The sequence below is a fragment of the Paenibacillus sp. JT22N12 genome, assembly GCF_056269365.1.
In genome coordinates this window covers 82974-103771 of the sequence record NZ_JBWDNU010000006.1, presented here as the reverse complement: position 1 = coordinate 103771, position 20798 = coordinate 82974, and the positions used below count along the sequence as shown (strand labels likewise).

Here is a 20798-nt window from a genome sequence, read left to right as displayed (position 1 = left end):
GATTGATTCCTTATGATGATTAATCCTTGACCGAGCCCTGCATCAAACCTGCGATGAATTGGCGGCTGAAGAGGGAGAAAACGATGATCAACGGCACCGTCGCCATCAGTGTGGCGGCCATTACCATGGAATAATCGGTGCTGTACACGCCGTTCATGGAGGCGATGAGCATCTGGATCGTAAATTTGTCCTGAACCGATATGACGACAAGCGGCCACAGATAGTCGTTCCACGAGCCCAGAAACGTAATGATCCCCAAGGTGGCAAGCGCCGGCCGGAGGATTGGCAGTGCCACGCGCCAATACAAGTCAAATGTCCGGCATCCGTCGATCCGTCCTGCGTTGATCAGCTCATCGTGGATGACGGAATGCGTATACTGCCTCATCCAGAAGATGCCGAACGCATTGGCCACACCGGGAATAATGAGCGCCTTCAATTCGTTGATCCAGCCCAGCTTCTGCATGATGATGAACTGCGGGATAAGGCCGAGCTGCTGCGGGATCATCATTGTCATAAGCAGAAACAGGAACAGGATGCCCTTCCCGGGGAATTCGAATTTCGCGAAAACGAAGCCCGCCATGGAGCAGAAGAACAGGACAAGCAGCGTATGGGAAACCGCTACAATCAGGCTGTTGGCGAATGACTGGAAGAAACCGACGTTATCCAGCACTTTCTGAATATTTACCAGGAGCTGATCGCTTGGCAGCAGTCTCGGCGGGAACCGGAACATATCAGAGGTTGTTGCCGTGGACATGACAATCAGCCAATAGAATGGAAACAACGACAGAATGGCGCCCAGGAACATGCCTGTATAGATGCCGATCAGACCAAAGCTGAACTTCCTTCCCGTCCTGGCGGACATCTTGGTTTTCGGCAGCCTGGTTGCAGCAGGAGCTTTTGCATCCATCACATGCTCTCTCCCCTCGAAATGAATTTCCAGTTCAGGAAGGAGAAGATGCCGATCAGGAGGAACAGCACCCATGCGATTGCCGACGAGTAGCCGAACAACTGGTTGCCGAACGCCTGGTTATACAGATACAGCACCAGCGTCAGCCCTCCCTTCGTCGCTCCGCCGGTGTTGCCGACCAGAATCGCCGGCTCGGTGAACAGCTGCATGCCGCCGATGGTCGACAGAATGACGGTGAACAGGATGATCGGCTTCAGGAGCGGAAGCGTTATCCGGAAAAACTGCTGTGTGCGGCTTGCGCCGTCGATTGTTGCCGCTTCGTACAGATCGTTTGGCACTGCCTGCAGACCGGCCAGATAGATGATTGCGTTATAGCCCGTCCAGCGCCAAATGACCATCAGGGCAATCGCGACTTTCACCCAGAATGTATCATTGATCCAATCGATTCTCGGAATACCCATGATGCCGAGCAGTCCATTGATCAGGCCGAATTGCGTGCCGAAAAAAGAACCGAAGATAATCGCAACGGCGACGATAGACGTAATATTCGGCAGGAAAAATACGGCGCGGAAGAAGTCTTTAAACCGCATGAAAGCCGCATTGAGCAGGAACGCGGACACCAACGCAAGGAACAGCTGCGGCAGCGTAGAAAGAAACCAGATGACAAACGTATTCCCGACCGACTTCCAGAAGTCGGGATCGTCGGACAACAAATTTTTGAAATTCCGAAAGCCCACATACTCCATCGTGCCAAGCCCGTCCCATGCATGGAACGAGAGATAAAGCGAGAACAGGATCGGGAACAGGCCGAATATGAGAAATAGAATAAAGAACGGTGAAATCATCAGATAGGAAGCCAAATATGATCTGAACCCTTTCACGTCCCCACCTCCTTAACCCTACTATCTTTTTCAGGGGTTCCCCCGAAAACGGCGGCTATGGAAGAACAAGCAGGAGCTTGCCGCCCGCTTTCGGGGGAATGGATAACCTTATTTGTTCTTGAGCTTTGTCTTTGCTTTCTCGACGAGCGCCCAGAATTCTTTCTCGGGATCCTCGGACTTGCCGACCGTGACCGCCTGCATCCCGTCGTTGATGATATCTTCCACCGTTTGATAATTCGGTCCTTTACGCTGCACCTTCACATCTTTCGAGACTTCTGCAAACAATACGCCAAGCTTTTGCCCGCCCCAGAAATCGAAGCCCTGCTCGGTAAACGTCTTATCGCCGTAGACCGAAGGCGTCGAAGGGAAGTTTCCGGAGATTTTGGCCACTTCCAGCTGCTGCTCAGGGGAGAGCATCCATTTTATGGCCTCGTAAGCTTGCTCGGCATATTTGCTCTGCTTGGGAATGAGCAGGAACGAGCCCCCCATGTTGCCGGTGCCTTCCGGAATTTTCGCGGCACGCCAGTTGCCTTTCGTATCGGGCGCACGCGTCTCGACATGGCCGCGTCCCCAAGCCGCCGAAATATAGGTGGCGATTTTCCCCGAATTAAGCGCTGCGGAATATTCCTGCAGAGCGTTCTTCTGGTCATAAGTGCCGGCAATGCCCATATCGCGGGCTTTGATGTAATAATCCAGCGCCTTCTTGATCTGCGGATTTTGATCGATAATCATATTGTCGTCTTTATCAAAATACAGCTCATCGCCCTGGTCGCGGATCGCGCCGTACAGTTCATACGGGTTGGACAGCATGTCTACGCCCGTCTTTTCCTTCAGCGTTCTTCCCGCCTCGAGGAATTCATCCCAGTTCGTGATCTTCGCGGAGACATCTTCCGGAGCGGAAGGGAGTCCCGCTTTCTCGAACAGATCCGCCCGATAGTACAGCACCATAGGACCGATGTCCGTAGGCAAGCCGAGCTGCTTGTCACCGACGATCGACTGGTTCCATTTCCACTCGAGGTATTCATCCTTCAGATCAGATGCGCCGAACTCGTTCAAGTCATAGAACTTGTCGGGATATTTCAGAAACTGGTCCAGCTGCGAGATATCGATCATTGCGATATCCGGGCCTCCCGAGTCGGCGGACATTGCGGTCAGAAGCTTCTTGTGCGCGTCTTCCCATTTGTAAATCTGCGGGACAATTTCAATATCCGGATGCAGCTTGTTGAATTCCGGAATAATTTTCTCGAAGGACGCCCCCTGCCAAAACCACATCTGCAGCTTGACCTTCTTGCTGCTGTCGCCTCCTGTGCTGCCGGGCGAAGCATCTGTTCCATTGTTGACGCTGTCACCGCTTCCTCCGCAAGCGCTGAGTACCAGCATCAGCGGTAGTACAATCAACAAGAGTGTTTTGAAATACCTTGTTCCCTTCATCACTGATTCTCCCTTCTTCTGGTAGGACCGCCTAAAGTAAGCCCTTACATATAGTGTACGGTCAGCCCCATTCCGGGGATAGATGAGTAATCTTCGTTTTCTTGTACTAATGTTGGGAAAGTGACGCACACAGACGGTAATCGTTCGGCGACATGCCCTCCGCCATTTTAAAAATGCGGCTGAAATACGCAGGGTCCCGGTATCCCGCCTGTTCGCATACCTCGTAAATTTTAAGATTGCTTTCGCGGAGAAGCCGTTTCGCCTGCATCAGGCGGTGATGGGTCAAATACTGGGAATAGGTCATGCCTGTCTCCTGATGAAAAAGATTGCTTAAGTAATTGGCATTGACTTGATGCGTCTGGGCAAAATCGGCAAGCTGCGCGCTGCCTGCATATTCCTTGTGAATATAGGCAATTAAGCTTCGCACAATGGGAGCCAGCCGTTCACTTGCTCCGCGCCTCGACAGCTCGGTAAATCCAAGGTTAACCACGCAGCGCACATACATCATACCGATATCTCCGATGTCGCTGCTGTGACCGCCATATCCTGTCTTGATCGGAATGCGCAGCTTTTCCTGAATCCACAGCACCGTCTCGTTCACCAGCTCCTCCCATAACTCCCGGTCATATCGGGCTGTGAACAGCACAATGGTAATCAAACGTTCCTCAAGGCAGACCACCGGCACGCCCAGCTTGCCGAACGCTTCATATGCACTGTTCCTGATGAAATACCGGACGGACGGTTCGCCCAGCGATTGAAGATCCCTGGTGGAGAAGGAAACGAGCGATATCTGCTCAAAGGGTGGAATCAGGTTCTCGTCGAATTTGGGCAGCGGCAGGTCATGAAGCAGGTCGTGGATGCGCTTCTCGAGCAGCGCACTGCTGCGGATCGTATCCACCTGGTGGACATGATAGCGCTCGCGGTATTTCGCATACGCAGCATCGAACACGTCCAGCAGCTTCTGCTTGGACAGCGGCTTGAGCAAATACCCCGCAACCTGATGCTCCATCGCCTTCAGGGCGTAGTCGAATTCCGCATGACCGGTTAATATATACAATTGCGAATTCGGGAACCGGTCCTTCACTCTCCCTGCCAGCTCCAGTCCGTCCATCCTTGGCATGCGGATGTCGGTAATGATCAGCTGCACTTCATGCTGATCCAGCAGCTTCAGCGCTTCCTCTCCATCGCCTGCTTCCAGGACGTTGTCCACGCCTGTGAGCTGCGACAGCATCCGGCACACGGGTATCCGTACATTCGGTTCATCGTCAACAACCATTATCGTAAACACGGCCATCTCTCCCGCTGTAAAGGTATATTTTATCCATTTAATTCCTGCTGCTGCCTGTGTCGCTGCCAACTTCCTGCATGACCGATTCCCACATAAGATCAGGGTCTGCTCCTTCAGTCTCCACCCGCTGCAGCGCATCGCGGATGAGCCGGTCCGTAATGGTCATATCCGCATCCTCAAACCCGCCCTTATAACGCAGTGCGGTATAGGAATAGATCTGGCCGGTCGGCGCGTTGTTAAAAAAAGGATCGTGAATCCCGATGAACTCGGAGGATGCGTAGGATTCCGGGGTTGACGGAAAGTTTCCGTTCTGAATAAAATTATCGAGCTGCTGTGGCGGAGCAGTCAGCCACCGGGCAAGTTCATACGCCTCTTGCGGATAACGGCTTGCGGCGGGCACGGCTATGAATGTCCCGTCCCAGTTGGATGGTTCGCCGGGAGGTCGTGCCAAATCCCATTTGCCGGCAGTCGCAGGCGCATTCTTCTTCATCAGCCCATGCACCCAGGATGGTCCCAGAACGGCGGCGAACCGTCCGTTCACCGCTCCGCTTGCCCAGGCTTGCGTCTGGGATTGCAGCCCCGCGCTCAAACCGAGCTTATGGAACCGGATCGTCCGGTCCCACGCTTCCTTGAATCGGGCAACGGATTCATTTCCGGATTTATCTGAATGCGGCTGTACGTATTGATTCAAATAGGAAAGATAAATATTGGTCAAATTGTCGAACAGCGGGATGCCCGACTTCTCTTTGAGCGCGATCCCAAGCCGCTCCAGATCGTCCCAGCTGCCAAGCATGGCTGTAATTTCCGTGCGGCCTGCGGGCAAGCCTGCGGCTGCAAACAAATCAAAGCGGTAGGCAAGAGCGACAGGACCGATATCGGCCGGAAGCGCAAACAAAAAGCTGCCGTCATCACTCTCCGCCTGCCTCCATTTCCAATCCAGGTAGTGGACATGCTCATCGCCGTACTCATATAAATTATGGAAATATGCGGGGAAATTCTTCATTTGGTTGATTTGCGACGAATCCAGAAGGACGAGATCGGGCGAATCGGACCGGGTTGCGAAGGCGATCATCAGGTTCGGTTGAATATCGTCGTATTGGGAAGTGACAATCTCCACATCGATCCCCTGATGACTGTCCTTATAGGCTTGAATCAGTGATTCCAGGCCGCTGCCCTGCCAAAGCCATATGCGGATTGTGGTCTTGTCCGGATGCGCTTTGATAGTCGGCAGAGATGTTTGCGGCATACAGGAACAAACGACGATCATGAACGCCGTCATCAGAAAAGGCAGAATGAACCCATGTCTGCTCAACGGCCGTCACCTCCAAGCAATTCGCTCCACACCGATGCCGGTTTTGCCTTGTCAAGGGGGAGCGACAGAATGACTCCAAGCCCGCCAAGCGGACTGGCAAAAAGCCTTAAACCGTAAGGCTCCCCGAAGAAGGATTGAAGCTGGCTGTGCAGATTGGAAAGGCCGATGCCGCCCTCTTTTCCCTCGGGCATCTGATTCTGACGAACCCGTATTTCCAGCCTCTTCATGGCATCCGCATCCAATCCCGTACCGTTGTCTTCCACCGCACATAGCAATCGGTCGCCTTTTCGGCAAATGCAGACGCGAATGCGCCAGTCGCCCTGCTCCTTCTGTTCGAGCCCGTGCCGGATCGCATTCTCGACAAGCGGCTGAAGCATGAGGCGGAGCACCCGCTGCTCCTCGAGTCCTTCTTCGACCTCCACGCTCACCTGCAGGACCCTCCCATAACGGGAACGCTGCAGGAACAGGTACCGCTCCAGCTGATCCAGATCATCCCTGAGCATGACCATATCCGACGTGGGATGAATGCTGTAACGAAGCAAATCGCTTAAGGCAAGCGTCATCTCCTGTGCCTCCTCGGCGCGTCCGTCCTCGATAGTCCAATAGATCAAATTCAGCGAATTATACAGAAAATGCGGACGGAACTGCGCTTTTAGCGCGACGAGCTGAGCCCGCTGCACGCTGATTTGCTGCTCCGACAACCGTTCGATCAGCGTCTTCAGCTGGTTGACCATCTGGTTGTAATTGGCATATAAAAGCGATATCTCCCTGCTGGTAAACCGCATCTTCACCGGATGGACCGCCTGTCTGCCGATTCTGTTCATCCCAAGCGCGAGGTAGCGGATAGGCTTGGTGAGCGTCCATGTGAAATAAGCGACCAGAATAAGGGCGACAGCCGTACCTGCGGCGATGGTCAGCAGGGCGTGGATCCAGATTTGCGAGGTGTCGCTGTATACCGCTTCTTTCCGGAAATAAGCAATCGTTGTCCAGCCCGTATAGGCGGACTTTGCGTAGGTTACATACATCTGCTCGCCTTCTTCCCGGGTAGTCCAATCGAAGAACAGCGGGCCTCCGTCGGCGAATTTGGCGAACAGACCGGTATCGGCAGCCGTACCTATTTCGCTCGATTGCGTAGAATAGACGATGTTGCCGAGCGGATCCATCACCTGTACCTTGCGCTCGATCGGTTGAACGGTCTGCCCGATCATCCGGTTCAATTTATCGACAGGAAAAACGAGGAATTCGTCGCCGATGATATGAAGATCTTTCGTATACTTGATTTTGCGCGCCCCGATGATGGCCGGGATTTCACCGTCCCTCCATGCGGGACCGTACACCCACAGCATTTTACCGTCCATGCGGGCCATCTTGCTGTACCATGTTACAGAGGATGCTTCGTCATATTCGCGCCAGAACAGCTGCAGCGAATCCGTTGAGGAGTATCCATGACCGCTTCTGTCAAACAGATGAATCAGCATGCCGTTTGCGATATGCCGCGTTTTCTGGCCAATGTACCTGCTGAATTCGATCGGATCTTCCGCAACGCGCTTCTCGCTTCCTGCTTCGTTCAATGTTTGCTGGACACGGTCGTCAAACACGACAAGCTGCGATAACTGATCGTACTGAGCCAGCAGCACATCGATTTTATCCGAGAGCTGCTCGACTGATTGCTGGGTGTAATCCGCCATCCGGTTAAGCATCACCTGGGAGGTCAGGCGGTAATTCAGAATATTCGTGAGAGCGATTACAAGAACGGAAATAAGGAAAATCCCGGCAAGCAGCTGCACGAATATTGGCAAAGGACGGCGAAGCATCGCGGATCACATTCCCTTCCGTTACAAATTCCGACACAAATGAAATTTCTGTGAGTCTCCATACTCAGGCACGATAATCCTCCTTTCAAAAATAAAGTTAACATAAAAAGATTCCACCTTTCTATAATAAATCCTTTTCTGATGTTATTTAACTGTCCTTTCGCTTATTGCAGCTGTCAACTCTCCACCCGGGGCGGCGATTTGAATCCACGAGCCGCACCGCAGCTGCACCGGCAATGCAGGCTGCTTGACAGGGAACAGGTAAAGTATTATTGTTAAATAGCTAATAGTTAAACAATTAACTATTGAGCGGCAAGCGGGACAATGCGAGTCCGCTTCACGGCAAATTGGAAAATCCGCTTGGTGCGACAGGCTGCGGGGAGGTTATATGAACGGGAAATGGGATCCGTTTGAACAGCCGATTATGTCGGTTGATGTTTTTTTGACTCTCTATAAGACCAATCACCATCTGGTTAAACAGCTGGAGGAGCAGCTGGGGAGCTTCGAGCTGACGCTCGGCCGATGGTGCTTGCTGGTGGCGCTGAAGTCTGGAGGAAGAGCGATGCTCCCTTCCGAATTAAGCGACGATCTTGCTGTTACACGGGCCAATATAAGTAATTTATTAAATGCGCTGGAGCAAACGGGCCGGATCAAAAGAGAATTCGACCCCTCCAACAGGAGACGGATTTTTGTTAGTTTAACATCCGAGGGTCATGATGTGATATCGCAGGTATGGCCTGTTTATGAGCAGACGATCACCCGGAATGTTGGCAGCAAGCTCACCATAGAAGAACAGGAGCAGTTAAAAGGACTGCTGAAAAAGTTGTTTTAGACGCAACTCACACTACCCGCCGAAATTGAGCGGAAGCCCCTTTTGATTTGGACAAGAAGTTATGGGTCAAGCGGTGCTTGAAAAATTTAAAAATAGAGGAGAAATATATGAATACACTCGAAGACAAGGTTGTTATTATCACAGGTGGCGGCGCGGGTATCGGACTTGCAGCGGCAAAGCTGTTTGCTGCAAATGGAGCAAAGGTGCTCGTCACCGGGCGGCGAAAAGCTGCTTTGGAAGAAATATCGGCCGGCAACCCGGGCATTAAGGGTTTTGCGGCGGATGCAAGCGATCCGGATTCGGCTGCCCGGACGGTCGCAGCGGCCATCGAACATTGGGGGCGCCTCGATGTCATCGTCAACAATGCAGGTGGCGGCAACCTCCAGCCGCTCATCCAAGCAAATGCAAAGTCGATCTCCGATATTTTCAACGTCAATGTCGCCGGCCCAACACTGCTTGCTGCCGCCGCCATCCCGTACCTGGAAAAAACGAAAGGCACAATTATCAATTTGTCCAGTACCTATGGAAGCAAGGCGGCTGCCGGGCTGTCGCTTTATGCCGCGAGCAAGGCAGCTTTGGAGCATTTGACGCGCTGCTGGGCGCTTGAGCTTGCCCCGAAGGGCATTCGCGTGAATGCCATTGCGTCCGGGCCGGTCGAGACGGATTTCCTCCGCGAGCGGATGGGACTTTCCGATGAGCAAATCAATGCCGTCAAGGAGCAGGAGCGCCAGGCTATTCCGCTCGGCCGCCGTGGAGAGCCGGATGATGTAGCACGCTGGATTGTGAATTTGGCCGCTCCGGAGGCTAGCTGGATCACGGGACAAATCATCGCGGTTGACGGCGGGCTTGTGATTGCCTGACCTCTCCCCTATGCTGTCCCCCCACTTTCTCATACCTTCCAGCACCGTATAAGAAATTGGCGTATTGTCTATTCATAATCCAAATAGGAGCTGCCTTAGGGCTAGCTCCTCTGCTATTGCAATTATTTGAAAGAATGGCTTACCTTCATCCTTCGGGATATTAATGAATTCCCGTCAAACCTTCGCCAGATATTCTTCGAGCTGATCGAAAGTATTGCCAAAGCCTTCCTTCATGGACTCGAACATGCCTGCAAAGAAGCTTCGTTCTTCCTCGGTTGCATGGATCGGACCGCCGCGCAGGGTAACGGTGGTTTTGCCGTCATTTTCAGCAAGGGTCAGAACATTGCGTATTTTCAGCGGGAACTGATCGCTGAAGTCTGGCCGGACAATATTGCCCTCCTCATCTGAAAAACAGTTGTCCCAAACGATCTTCTCCAGTGCCTCAATTTCATGATAAATAAATTTGGCCCACATTAGGTAACCATCCGGGGATTGCATACTGTAATGGAAAAAACCGCCCGGACGGAAATCCAGTTCAGCGTAACCCCAGTTGAATCCCTTCGGTCCCCACCAGTGCTTCAGATGCTCAGCCTCGGACCATACTTTGAACATAAGCTCGCGAGGCGCATTAAAGACACGTGTGATTACCAGTTCGTTATCTACCATTTTCGCTGTCATGTTCTTTGCTGCATAGCTTTCAGTCATTTCAAATTCCTCCATTCAAGATTAATCAAAGCAGCAGTATTCCTGTTTACAATATACCCTAAATGGAATATTCCTGTAAAGGAATATATTTAGTAAATAGCTGCCATATTGATAGGAAGAATGCTTCAGCGCGAAGCTCCTCATGCTCTAAAGTTTGTATCTCCGGATACTTTCCTGTATATTCCTAGTTGTCAGAAACTTTCTCAAAGGATGGTGTCCGATTATGATTAATCTACTATCTCCTGAGTTTTTATCAAATCCGTATCCTGTTTATGAGATGTTCAGAAAAAATCAACCCGTCGCGTATATGGAGTCGCTTCAGTTATGGTCCGTGTTTACCTATGATCACGTCAAAACGGTACTGACCGACCATGCCCATTTCTCCTCGGGACCGAATGGCCAAGCCAAGGCTGCAGAACCATCTGAACAAAAGCAAGAAGGATTCAGCTTGATTACTACCGACCCTCCAAGGCATACAGACCTGCGTTCATTAGTAAATCGCGCGTTTACTCCAAAAGCCGTCGCCGCTCTCGAGCCAAGAATTGAAGAGATTGCGAATGAGCTGCTGGATAAAAACGCCAATACTGGCGAACTTGATCTGATCAGAGACTTTGCTTATCCGCTTCCCGTTATTGTGATTGCTGAACTGCTGGGAGTGCCTGCCGCAGACCGTGATCGTTTCAAGGAATGGTCGGATGAAATCGTGGCGGGCGCCGATGCCATAATCGGCGGCGGCCAAGCAGGATCCCGTCAGGCGCATATGGAGATGAACGACTATTTCAAAGACATCATCGCGCAGCGCCGGGTCCAGCCTCAAAATGATCTGGTCAGCACATTGCTGGCAGCAGAAGAAGGAAACTCTCATCTGTCGGAATCGGACATCCTGTCTTTTTGCCGCTTGCTGCTGGTAGCCGGTAATGAAACGACCACTAATCTCATTGGCAATGCCGTTCTTGCTTTTCTGGAGCATCCCGCTGAGTGGGACAAGCTTGTATCCCGGCCGGAAATGCTGCCCAATGCCATTGAAGAAGTGCTCCGTTTTCGTTCTCCTGTGCAGGCCATGTTTCGGACCGCCAAACAGGATGTGCAGGTCGGAGGCCAAACGATCCCGCAAGGAACACGCGTTGTGGCATGGATCGGCTCTGCCAACCGGGATGAAGCAAAGTTTGACGAACCTGCCCGTTTTGATATATCCAGGGAATCCAACGCGCATTTGGCCTTCGGCCAAGGCATCCACTTTTGTCTCGGGGCGCCGCTCGCTCGTTTGGAGGCCAAAGTCGCACTGACAGCGGTCAGGAACCGACTGCCGGAGCTTGCCCGGCAAAACACGGAGCCGCTGGAGCCGGCACGCGGATTTATCGTACATGGCGTAAAGAGCCTGCCGCTTCGTTTCGCCCCCCAAAGCTAGTATGCGTGCGGCTATGTAAAGTATGCTCAGGTCATCTTTCAAATGATAGTAAATGATTAACTATAACGGATGGCTACACACAAACCAGGAACGGCTCACTTCGCATCGTTTTGCGATTGAGCCGTTCTTACATTTGAACCTATATATTATTCCAAAAATACCATATTCAAGTTTTCTGAACATGTAGTATCGATCGTATTTCAGTTATTCATCCGAGTCCTTGACGGCTCCAAACTCCGTTTTACGTGGTAATTTTCGTGAACGCAAAGAGTTATAAGCTGCCTGCATATTCGGCTTATTCGTCTTAGTCAGCACAATTCCGCGGATTAAATCTCTCAACGGGAGCAAGAGTTCCATATCCAAAGAGGCTAGTTCCTCTGGTTTAAGTCCAATATCGACGTTATATTGCATACTGAATGCACGTTTGATTTCAGCTTGCTCATCTGCTGTTATATTCTCTAACCATTGGTTAATTTGATATTCCTCAAACGCATGCTGCCCCCTCCTCATAATCTCATATCAGAATGGAATGACCTCTTTGTGCAATTCCGTTATCCGGTAAGCGCAGCGGGTGCCGCCTGATAAAAGATACTCAACCCGTTCAATCAGCACATGGTCTCCCAGCACGGATTGAAAGAGTTCCATCTCGTTACGGCAAAAACCATTGCATACTGCGGCGGCCTCCAGAATCGGGCAGTGCTTCTGCACAAATAAAAAGCTGCCATCCTCCAGCTCTTGAACCTCGGCAAAATATCCCTCGTTCATGCGGAGCGTGAACAGCTTTTGAAGCTTGTCCCGCAGGCCGGCTGCACCGGACATAAGCTCTTGGTATTGAATCTTTTTTGTATGATTTTGAGATTCCAGTACCTTCCCGATTCCCTCGTCCCCGAATGACATTCTTATGGCGCCAAGCAAGCCGACCGATAACTGCTGGTATCCATTTGGAAACCAGAGATTGGCTTGGGATGTCAGCTTCCATATCTTGGCCGGCCTGCCCATAGGGCGGGACTCTTCTTCATATTCAACGACCTGCTGGGTCTGCAGCTCATATAAATGCTGACGCACTGCCATCCCTGTCAATGTCAGCCTGGACGCTAATGTAATGGCATCCATAGGCCCGTGCTGTTTCAGCAATGTTACAATCGCTCTTCGAGTGGATGTTACGGATGACTGATCTTTCTTACTCATGATGGAACTGCCTCCAATGACTTGATTTCCGAACGTTACCTGCATGCTCCACATTGTAAAGAAAAATCTTGACAAAGTAAATGACTCAGGATAAATTTGGTTTGTAAAATAAAAACTTTATAAAGTAATTGGTATCAAAACTAATCATGGACGGAGGAATAAAATTGGCTGCCACATTGTTTATTAAAGCGAACAACCGACCAGCGGAGCATTCGGTAAGTGTGAGAATGTACGACACGTTCCTGAACAGCTACAAGGAAGCGCATCCGGACGATCCGATCATGCAAGTAAATTTGTTTCAAGAACAACTGCCTTATTTGGGAGACACGATGATTACGGGGAATTACAAATTCGCCAACGGCCTGGCACTTACCCCGAAAGAACAAGCCGAGCAAACATCCGTCCGCAAACATCTGGAGCAGTTTCTGACTGCCGATAAAGTAGTCATTGCCTTCCCGCTATGGAATTTGACGGTTCCCGCTGTATTGCATACGTATCTGGATTATCTGCATCAACCGCGTAAAACCTTTCAGTACACAGCCGAAGGTCTGGTTGGACTATTAACCGCCAAGAAGGTGGCTCTATTAAATGCCAGAGGCGGAGTATATGGAGATCTGGAGGAACTTGCGGTTAATTTCGTCAAGAAGCATTTGCAGGTGTTCGGTATCCGTGACATTACAACGATTGTGATTGAGGGGCATAATCAATATCCAGACCGCAGCCGGGCGATTATTGCGGAAGGGCTCCGGAATACAGATCGGGCGGCAAAAATGTTCTAATGGTGCTGCGCAGTTGAATTTCGGAGTGGAGGAAACTTGTTTGATAGAACAAAAAAGGGCATTATTCTATTGTCCATCGCTCTGGGATTTGTGCTGACAGCTTTGGATAACTCGATCGTATCGGCAAGCGTCTGTTGCACTGCTCTTCACGCTCCGGGAATCCCGGTCGGAGACAAAACCCAAAATCGATGTGACCGGCGCGCTGCTGATTGTCATCACGACAGTCTCTTCCATGCTTGCGCTTGAATTGGGCGGAAAAGACTATGCTTGGGGTTCCTGGTGGATTGTCGGCTTATTCATTATTTCAGCATTGGCGGCCATCGGGTTCTACGTTGTGGAACGGCGGGTTAAGGAGCCGATATTGCCGCTCCGGCTTTTCAGAAACCGCATGGTGGCCGGTACAAGCATCGTCGTGTTTTGCCAAGACGCACTCATCTTCTCCGCGATGTCTTACCTGCCCCTGTATGCCAATTATGTACTCGGGGAAAGCAAATTGAATCTGTTGTTGACCCCACTGATGCTTTCCATGATTGGCGGCGCTGTTCTGATCGGATTCTTCCAGACTCATTTTCGGTTTCGAACCGTCATGTTCGTCAATATGGCGCTTGGAGCCGGAGTTTCCTTGCTTTTCATGAATATGAACCAGGATGTGCCCTTTTGGCAAATCATCGGCCTTGTCGTCATTCTCGGGTTATTTGTTATCGGTCCGCTCAACAGTGTCAGCCAGAACGCCGCCTCATACAGTGTCGAAAAACAATTCATTGGAGTCTCCGCTTCGCTTATCGGGTTCAGCAGAAGAATAGGCGGCGTTATGGGCGCCTCGGTCACGGCCGTAATCGTCAATTCCCACATGGAATTGTCGGTCAATACGGCAGCCTCCTTATTCCATCTGATTCCGGGTTCAGACAAGGCCCTTAATCCAATGGATCCCGAAACCGTATTCCGGTATAAGGAATACTTTGACCCTGAGCTTGTTTCCTACTATAAGCTCGCGATGGATCATGCGATCACGCAAGGATTTATCCCTTCGCTTTGCGTATCCATCATCGGCACAGCCGCTGCCCTAACGGTCGGTCCCATGAAGCTGGAGCAGCGATCCAAAGAAACACCCGCATCCCCCGGCTTCAAGCCTGATCTTTGATATAAAATAAACTGCATCCACTCAAGGAGGACCTGCCCATGAGCAGATATTCAGAATCAGACGCCCCACCCGTCCACCCGTCCGTTCAGCCTTTATTTCTTCCGTTCACGCTTGGCAACTTGGAGCTGCGGAATCGAATCGTCATGTCGCCTATGACAAGAGCATTCTCGCCGAACGGCATACCCGGACCTGATGTGGCCCGTTATTACCGGCGCCGTGCAGAGAATGGCGTAGGACTGATCATTACGGAAGGTACGGTTATTAACCATCCTTCGTCAGCGGATAATCCGAATGTTCCCCATTTCTACGGTCCTGCGCTTGCCGGCTGGTCCGCTGTCGTTGAGCAAGTACATGAAGCAGGCGGCCTTATCTTCCCCCAGCTATGGCATGTTGGCATGACCCGGTCGGTCTTGCATTCGCCAAATCCGGAATCACTCCCAATTGGACCGTCCGGTCTCGATCTGTACGGCAATCCGGTAACCACGCCTATGACCGAAACGGATATCCGCTTCGTTATTGATACATATGCCAATGCCGCTTCAGACGCAAAGAGACTGGGGTTCGACGGTATAGAGATCCATGGCGGGCACGGCTATTTGATCGATCAATTTTTCTGGAAACAGACCAATCGGAGATCGGACCGGTATGGCGGTGATGACTACGAGGGGCGTACCCGCTTCGCTGCCGAGGTGATTGCTTCCGTCAGGAAAGCCGTTGGACCCGATTTCCCCATCATGCTTCGCATATCGCAATGGAAAATTTCATCGTTTACCGCCAGGATGGCGGACACGCCGGAGCAATTGGCTGCGTTCCTGGAGCCGCTGACAGCCGCTGGCGTTGACGCCTACCATTGCTCGACACGACGGTTCTGGGAGCCGGAATTTGCGGGCTCCAGCCTGAACCTGGCGGGCTGGGTCCGGGCTATCACGGGAAAACCCGTGATCACCGTTGGATCAGTTGGCCTTGAAGAAGAATTCATGAGTTCATTAATGCCGGGAAAGGTGACCGGGACAACCGGTATTGAAGACTTGATCGAAAGGTTGAGCCATAATGAATTCGATCTTGTAGCGGTTGGACGATCGTTGTTGGCGGATCCGGAATGGGTCTTGAAAGTTCGTGGTGGACGGTGGGCAGAATTGAACCCTTTCACCTCGGATGCTTTAAAAACTCTGATATAATGCCGGAGAGTCCGGCATGAGGATAGAGACTGCCGCTCAGCCGATTTACGTCAGCATTTCCAGAGCAAAAAACAGGGCTGTCTCAAAAGGTCAATTGATGACCTTTGAGACAGCCCTGTTCGCCGCCGCTGATTCATTTGGTATATTCTTCAGCTCCACTCGATTCGCTGTACAGCAGAACTGCTCCAGTCTTCAATCACCTGGCTCTTCACCTGGAGAGCGGTCAAAGGTACAGCTAATTCCCCTTGCCGCCTGGGCCAAAGAAGGCTGTAAGCTCCGCCGCAATTAGATGTGCAGCGAGCTTCTTGGTATGGCCGAGTCCCTTTTTACTCAGCAGCTGCGCATTGGGAAGTATGTTCGCCAGCGCCTGGGCGCCATGACGCAATGATGCCGGGCTTTCCGTGCCTTCGAGCACGAGCGTTGGCATCGTGACCGCACTCCATAAACTGGCAGGCAGCGGCTTGCCGTCCATATATCCATCCAACAAGGCCGCATCGTAAGGGAGCGTATGGGCAACGGCCATGAGCCTGGACCAAACGCCTGGCATAATGCGCATCAAGCTGATAACGAATGAAGGAGCGCCCATGCCCTGGGTCATGAAGTACTTGATGGTCTCAGCCCTGCGATTGGCAGCTATTAGCCCGGAAACATGTATAAGGAAATTTTCGGGCGGCTTGCGGTCCGCTGCATCGACCACAAATGGAGGCTCATGCAGGGCCAGCTTTGTGATATTCAACCCCTTTGCCGCTGCCTGCAGGGCAAGAACCGCCCCGGATGACAACCCCCAAACATTTGCCGATCCGCCGGCTTCTTCTATCATGGCCTGTAGATCCTCAATCTCGCGCTCTATGGCATACGGCTGGGTGTCTCCGCTGTCGCCGCGGCCGCGCCGGTCGTAATTGTAGACCGTGAAGTGCTCTGACAACAGACCGGCCAGCTGCACCTGTCCCGGAAATTTGCGGTAACTGAACGCCCCTGCTACCAATACGAGTGACGGACCTTGTCCAACCTTGTCATAAGCGATTCTGGTGCCGTCTCTTGAAATTACTGTGTTCATCATGTATCTCCTTTGCTGCTGCAGATTATTTAATGTGAGTTTCTTCAAACCACGGGCAGATCCTTGAGCTGCCGCCATTTTACGTGATCCGGGTATGCTTTACTGACCGCCCAGACTGCATGTGCTTCAGTGCTTCAGTTTATCCTATCCCGTTTCAGGTGCAGACGGCAGCACGCCGAGTTGATTACAGGCGTTCAATTGTTCTGCTAATTTCAAATTAGTTACCCGAAACCCCGGCCTCTATTAAGACGACGATCCAATATCGGCAAAATCGACACATTCGAAAAGATTTTCTTTTATTATGAATCAACCAGTGATTCCTTCCTTGGAAGGTGACAACATGAAAAGCACCCCTGTGCCGGATACCATGAAATCGGAAACTTCATGGTATCCGGGAGGAGTGCTCTTTTTGCAGCTAATTAATGATATTAATATTCCAATGATCGGTTATCCGTTAATTTTTCATCCATTGAAAGTGAAAGCTTCCTTCTTGATCAACCCGCTCGAATGTATGAGCCCCAAAATAATCCCTTTGCGCCTGCAGCAGATTAGCCGGCAGTCTCTCTGTGCGGTAGCTGTCGTAATATGCCAGAGCGGAAGCAAAAGCAGGAACCGGTATTCCCCTGGTTACGGCAACTGAAATGACTTTTCTCCAGGCTTCCTGGTAGTTATCCACGATTCCGCCGAAGTATTCGTCCAGAAGGAGGTTTTTCAGAGCCGGGTCGCGGTCATAAGCATCCTTGATATTTTGTAGAAATCTTGCACGGATTATACATCCGCCGCGGAATATCATCGCAATGCTGCCATAGTTCAAATCCCAGTTGTATGCGTCGGAAGCAGCTCTCATTTGCGCAAAGCCCTGCGCGTACGATGCGATTTTGCTGGTATACAAAGCTTTGCGGACAGCTTCGATGAATTCCCCGGGATCGCCGTCATAGCTTGCTGCCGCAGGGCCATTCAGCCGTTTGCTTGCGGCCGTACGTTCTTCTTTCATTGCAGAGATAAACCGGGCAAATACGGATTCGGTAATAATGGACAATGGAACGCCCAAGTCCAATGCACTTTGACTTGTCCATTTTCCAGTTCCTTTTTGCCCTGCCGAATCGAGGATCACGTCCACCATCGGTTTGCCTGTATCCGGATCTGTTTTCGCGAAAATATCGGCCGTGATTTCGATCAAATAGCTGTCCAGCTCGCCATTGTTCCATTCGGTGAAAATGTCATGCAGCTGGCTTGTATTCAAGTTCAATACATCCTTAAGCAAATGATACGCTTCGCCAATCAACTGCATGTCGCCGTATTCGATGCCGTTGTGCACCATTTTGACATAGTGGCCTGCGCCGTCTGCTCCGATATAGGTGGAGCAAGGATCGCCGTTCACTTTGGCCGAGATGGCGGTCAGGATAGGCTCTACCAGCTCATAGGCGTCTCTTTGCCCGCCAGGCATTATCGCAGGGCCGTTCAGCGCACCCTCTTCCCCGCCCGACACGCCTGCGCCGATAAAGCGGAAGCCTTGTGCCTGCAGCTCTTTATTTCTTCTTTGCGTGTCAGGGAAAAAGGCGTTTCCGCCGTCGATCAGGATATCGCCTTGATCCAGATATGGCACGAGCTGATTAATGGTATCGTCTGTCGGTTGTCCCGCTTTGACCATGATTAATATTTTACGCGGCGTCTCAAGAGACTGCACGAATTCCTCGATGCTGTACGTGCCTACAAGATTCTTTCCTTGCGCTTCCGCCACAAGTTCATTTGTTTTCTCGGCTGAACGATTATATAGAGAAACCGAGAATCCTTTGCTTTCGATATTCAAGGCCAGGTTTTTACCCATGACGGCTAATCCAACCACGCCAATTTGCTGTTTGCTCATTGTTATTCCCTCCTTGTTATTCCTGTCCTGCTGCAGATAAACGCTTCACGAGCTCGGCTTTTTGCGCTTCAAATCCAGGCTTGCCCAGTAGTGCAAACATATTGACCTTGTATGCTTCTACGCCAGGCTGGTCAAACGGGTTCACCCCGAGCAGCAGGCCGCTGATGCCGCATGCCTTCTCAAAGAAGTACACCATTTCGCCGTACGTGTATTCATTCAGCTCATCCAGCTCAACAATCAGATTGGGCACGCCTCCGTCAACATGGGCAAGGCGGGTGCCTTGGGCGGCCTTCTTGTTCACTTCGTCCATCGTCATGCCCGCGACGAAATTCAATCCGTCCAGATTGCCCGAATCCTCCTGAATGGTCAGCTCAATCCGGGGCTTCTTCACCGAGAGGACCGTCTCGATGAGATCGCGCCGGCCTTCCTGGACATATTGGCCCATCGAATGCAGATCGGTTGTGAAATCGACGGATGCGGGATAAAGCCCCTTTTGGTCTTTGCCTTCGCTTTCGCCGAACAGCTGCTTCCACCACTCGGAAACAAAATGCAGGGACGGTTCAAAATTAGCCAGCAGCTCAATGGACTTTCCTTTGCGGTAAAGAGCATTGCGGACGGCCGCATATTGATAGCTCTCATTGGCGGCAAGATCGGCATTATTGTATTTCTTTGCTGCGGCTGCGGCTCCCGCCATCATTTGATCGATATCGAGTCCTGCAGCGGCAATGGGCAGAAGTCCTACTGCTGTAAGCACGGAATAGCGTCCGCCAACATCGTCGGGAATGACAAAGGTTTCATAGCCTTCTTCATCGGCCAGTTTTTTTAATGCGCCCTTGGAGGAATCGGTTGTGGCAAAGATACGCTTCTGCGCTTCGCTTTTGCCGTATTTCTTCTCCATATAATCTCGCAGAATACGGAATGCGATTGCCGGCTCCGTCGTCGTTCCCGACTTGGAAATGACATTCAGGGAAATGTCCTTGCCCTCCAGCAGCTCCAATAAATGGGTGATGTATGTCGAACTGATATTTTGTCCGGCAAAATAGACCTGGGTATTCCCGTCCATTTGATTATGAAACGTATGGGACAACGCTTCGATCGCGGATCTTGCGCCCAGATAGGAACCGCCAATGCCAATGACGATCAAGGCGTCGGAATGGCTGTGAATACGCTCGGCAGCCTGTTTGATTCTCGCAAACTCCTCTTGATCATACTGAAGCGGCAGATTCACCCAGCCCAGATAATCGGATCCGGGTCCTTTCTTCTCATGAAGCATATGATGAGCCGCGTTCACAAACTCGCTGAAGTAATCCACTTCATGCTGCCCGATAAACGATAATGCATTGGAATAATCAAATGAAACAGCCATATGGAACATCTCCTTTGATCCTAAATTTATTTGGTCGAATCTTAAAGTGTTGTTTTCTTCCAATCAGCTGCGAATTTCTCCATTCCTTGATCTGTCAGAGGATGTTTGGAGATTTGCTCGATAACCGCGAAGGGAATCGTTGCAATATGTGCGCCTGCCATGGCTACGCGGGTCACGTGATCCGGATGGCGGACAGATGCCGCTATGATTTGCGCATCCAGCTTGTGCGTGCGGAACAATTCCGCGATTTTTACGATCAATTGAACGCCGTCTTCCGAAATGTCGTCCAGGCGGCCGAGAAACGGAGATACATAGGTAGCGCCTGCGCGGGCAGCCAAGAGTGCCTGATTCACCGTGAAAATCAACGTCACATTTGTTTTGACGCCTTTTTTGGTCAGGTAGCGGCAGGCTTCCAAACCGGCCAGCGTCATCGGCAGCTTGATGGTGATGTTTTTGTCGTTATTGTTGATTTTGATCAGTTCATTCGCTTGCGCAATCATTTCCTCGGCCGTCAGAGCGTCAGGCGTTACTTCGGCAGAAACGGATTCAACCTCGGGCACCAACTGCAGAATCTCCGCAATCCTGTCCTCGAATTTAACGCCTTCCTTGGCTACCAGAGAAGGGTTTGTTGTAACGCCGGACAAAACGCCGATTTTATACGCTTTTTTGATGTCTTCCACATTTGCAGTATCAATAAAAAATTTCATAGTTGATTACCTCCGTTTTTTAGTTGCTGATTTTTGAATTTAATAACATGCGGCTGCGCAGCCGTTTCTTCTTTATT

Annotated in this window: 19 protein-coding genes; 6 read left to right on the top strand and 13 right to left on the bottom strand. The window is 51.2% G+C overall.

The window, feature by feature from the left end; genetic code table 11:
• Window positions 1-19: 19 nt before the first annotated feature.
• The 6 genes from AC0YOA_RS21940 to AC0YOA_RS21915 all read right to left on the bottom strand — a co-directional run bounded on the left by AC0YOA_RS21940 (window position 20) and on the right by AC0YOA_RS21915 (window position 7633).
• Window positions 20-862 carry a carbohydrate ABC transporter permease gene (locus AC0YOA_RS21940; protein WP_475788692.1) on the bottom strand — a complete coding sequence of 281 codons (843 nt, stop codon included), beginning with the start codon at window positions 860-862 and terminating at the stop codon, window positions 20-22.
• A gap of 44 nt (window positions 863-906) precedes the next feature.
• Window positions 907-1752, bottom strand: a complete 846-nt coding sequence (locus AC0YOA_RS21935) for a carbohydrate ABC transporter permease (RefSeq protein ID WP_475788691.1) — start codon at window positions 1750-1752, stop codon at window positions 907-909.
• Between the two features lie 144 nt (window positions 1753-1896).
• Window positions 1897-3219 carry an ABC transporter substrate-binding protein gene (locus tag AC0YOA_RS21930; protein WP_475788418.1) on the bottom strand — a complete coding sequence of 441 codons (1323 nt, stop codon included), beginning with the start codon at window positions 3217-3219 and terminating at the stop codon, window positions 1897-1899.
• A 106-nt stretch (window positions 3220-3325) separates the two neighbouring features.
• Entirely contained in the window at window positions 3326-4507 is a 1182-nt protein-coding gene (locus AC0YOA_RS21925) for a response regulator (RefSeq protein ID WP_475788417.1), read from the bottom strand.
• A 37-nt stretch (window positions 4508-4544) separates the two neighbouring features.
• Window positions 4545-5819, bottom strand: coding sequence for an ABC transporter substrate-binding protein (locus AC0YOA_RS21920; protein ID WP_475788416.1), 1275 nt, complete (start codon window positions 5817-5819; stop codon window positions 4545-4547).
• Entirely contained in the window at window positions 5816-7633 is a 1818-nt protein-coding gene (locus tag AC0YOA_RS21915; RefSeq protein WP_475788415.1) for a cache domain-containing sensor histidine kinase, read from the bottom strand. Before AC0YOA_RS21915 ends, AC0YOA_RS21920 begins: the two co-directional genes overlap by 4 nt.
• Window positions 7634-8021: 388 nt before the next feature.
• On the opposite strand from AC0YOA_RS21915, the gene AC0YOA_RS21910 reads away from it, so the two are divergent.
• Both AC0YOA_RS21910 and AC0YOA_RS21905 read left to right on the top strand, forming a co-directional pair.
• Complete coding sequence (locus AC0YOA_RS21910; protein ID WP_475788414.1) at window positions 8022-8465, top strand: MarR family winged helix-turn-helix transcriptional regulator; 444 nt, start codon at window positions 8022-8024, stop codon at window positions 8463-8465.
• A 107-nt stretch (window positions 8466-8572) separates the two neighbouring features.
• Window positions 8573-9325, top strand: coding sequence for an SDR family NAD(P)-dependent oxidoreductase (locus AC0YOA_RS21905; RefSeq protein WP_475788413.1), 753 nt, complete (start codon window positions 8573-8575; stop codon window positions 9323-9325).
• A 174-nt stretch (window positions 9326-9499) separates the two neighbouring features.
• Here the strand turns inward: AC0YOA_RS21905 and AC0YOA_RS21900 are convergent, their stop codons facing one another.
• Window positions 9500-10045: an SRPBCC domain-containing protein gene (locus AC0YOA_RS21900; protein ID WP_475788412.1), complete on the bottom strand. Its 546-nt coding sequence runs from the start codon at window positions 10043-10045 to the stop codon at window positions 9500-9502.
• 208 nt (window positions 10046-10253) lie between these two features.
• On the opposite strand from AC0YOA_RS21900, the gene AC0YOA_RS21895 reads away from it, so the two are divergent.
• Window positions 10254-11438 carry a cytochrome P450 gene (locus AC0YOA_RS21895; RefSeq protein ID WP_475788411.1) on the top strand — a complete coding sequence of 395 codons (1185 nt, stop codon included), beginning with the start codon at window positions 10254-10256 and terminating at the stop codon, window positions 11436-11438.
• A gap of 204 nt (window positions 11439-11642) precedes the next feature.
• Here the strand turns inward: AC0YOA_RS21895 and AC0YOA_RS21890 are convergent, their stop codons facing one another.
• The gene (locus tag AC0YOA_RS21890) at window positions 11643-11948 is read right to left on the bottom strand and encodes a hypothetical protein (RefSeq protein WP_475788410.1); all 306 of its coding nucleotides are present in this window, start codon (window positions 11946-11948) and stop codon (window positions 11643-11645) included.
• Between the two features lie 9 nt (window positions 11949-11957).
• Window positions 11958-12626, bottom strand: a complete 669-nt coding sequence (locus tag AC0YOA_RS21885) for a helix-turn-helix transcriptional regulator (RefSeq protein ID WP_475788409.1) — start codon at window positions 12624-12626, stop codon at window positions 11958-11960.
• A 164-nt stretch (window positions 12627-12790) separates the two neighbouring features.
• On the opposite strand from AC0YOA_RS21885, the gene AC0YOA_RS21880 reads away from it, so the two are divergent.
• The 3 genes from AC0YOA_RS21880 (at window position 12791) to AC0YOA_RS21870 (ending at window position 15724) form a co-directional block, all read left to right on the top strand.
• Window positions 12791-13405, top strand: a complete 615-nt coding sequence (locus tag AC0YOA_RS21880) for an FMN-dependent NADH-azoreductase (protein WP_475788408.1) — start codon at window positions 12791-12793, stop codon at window positions 13403-13405.
• A 190-nt stretch (window positions 13406-13595) separates the two neighbouring features.
• On the top strand, window positions 13596-14546 hold the full coding sequence (locus AC0YOA_RS21875) for an MFS transporter (protein ID WP_475788407.1): 951 nt from the start codon (window positions 13596-13598) through the stop codon (window positions 14544-14546).
• Window positions 14547-14584: 38 nt separating this feature from the next.
• Entirely contained in the window at window positions 14585-15724 is a 1140-nt protein-coding gene (locus tag AC0YOA_RS21870; protein ID WP_475788406.1) for an NADH:flavin oxidoreductase, read from the top strand.
• Window positions 15725-15959: 235 nt separating this feature from the next.
• On the opposite strand, the gene AC0YOA_RS21865 is transcribed toward AC0YOA_RS21870, so the two are convergent.
• From AC0YOA_RS21865 to fsa, 4 genes are all read right to left on the bottom strand, one after another.
• The gene (locus tag AC0YOA_RS21865) at window positions 15960-16781 is read right to left on the bottom strand and encodes an alpha/beta fold hydrolase (RefSeq protein WP_475788690.1); all 822 of its coding nucleotides are present in this window, start codon (window positions 16779-16781) and stop codon (window positions 15960-15962) included.
• A 454-nt stretch (window positions 16782-17235) separates the two neighbouring features.
• The gene (gene gndA / locus AC0YOA_RS21860) at window positions 17236-18648 is read right to left on the bottom strand and encodes an NADP-dependent phosphogluconate dehydrogenase (RefSeq protein WP_475788405.1); all 1413 of its coding nucleotides are present in this window, start codon (window positions 18646-18648) and stop codon (window positions 17236-17238) included.
• 16 nt (window positions 18649-18664) lie between these two features.
• A complete protein-coding gene (locus tag AC0YOA_RS21855) occupies window positions 18665-20014 on the bottom strand; it encodes a glucose-6-phosphate isomerase (RefSeq protein ID WP_475788404.1) in 1350 nt (449 codons plus the stop codon).
• Between the two features lie 41 nt (window positions 20015-20055).
• Window positions 20056-20721, bottom strand: a complete 666-nt coding sequence (gene fsa, locus AC0YOA_RS21850; protein WP_210040097.1) for a fructose-6-phosphate aldolase — start codon at window positions 20719-20721, stop codon at window positions 20056-20058.
• Between the last annotated feature and the right edge of the window lie 77 nt (window positions 20722-20798).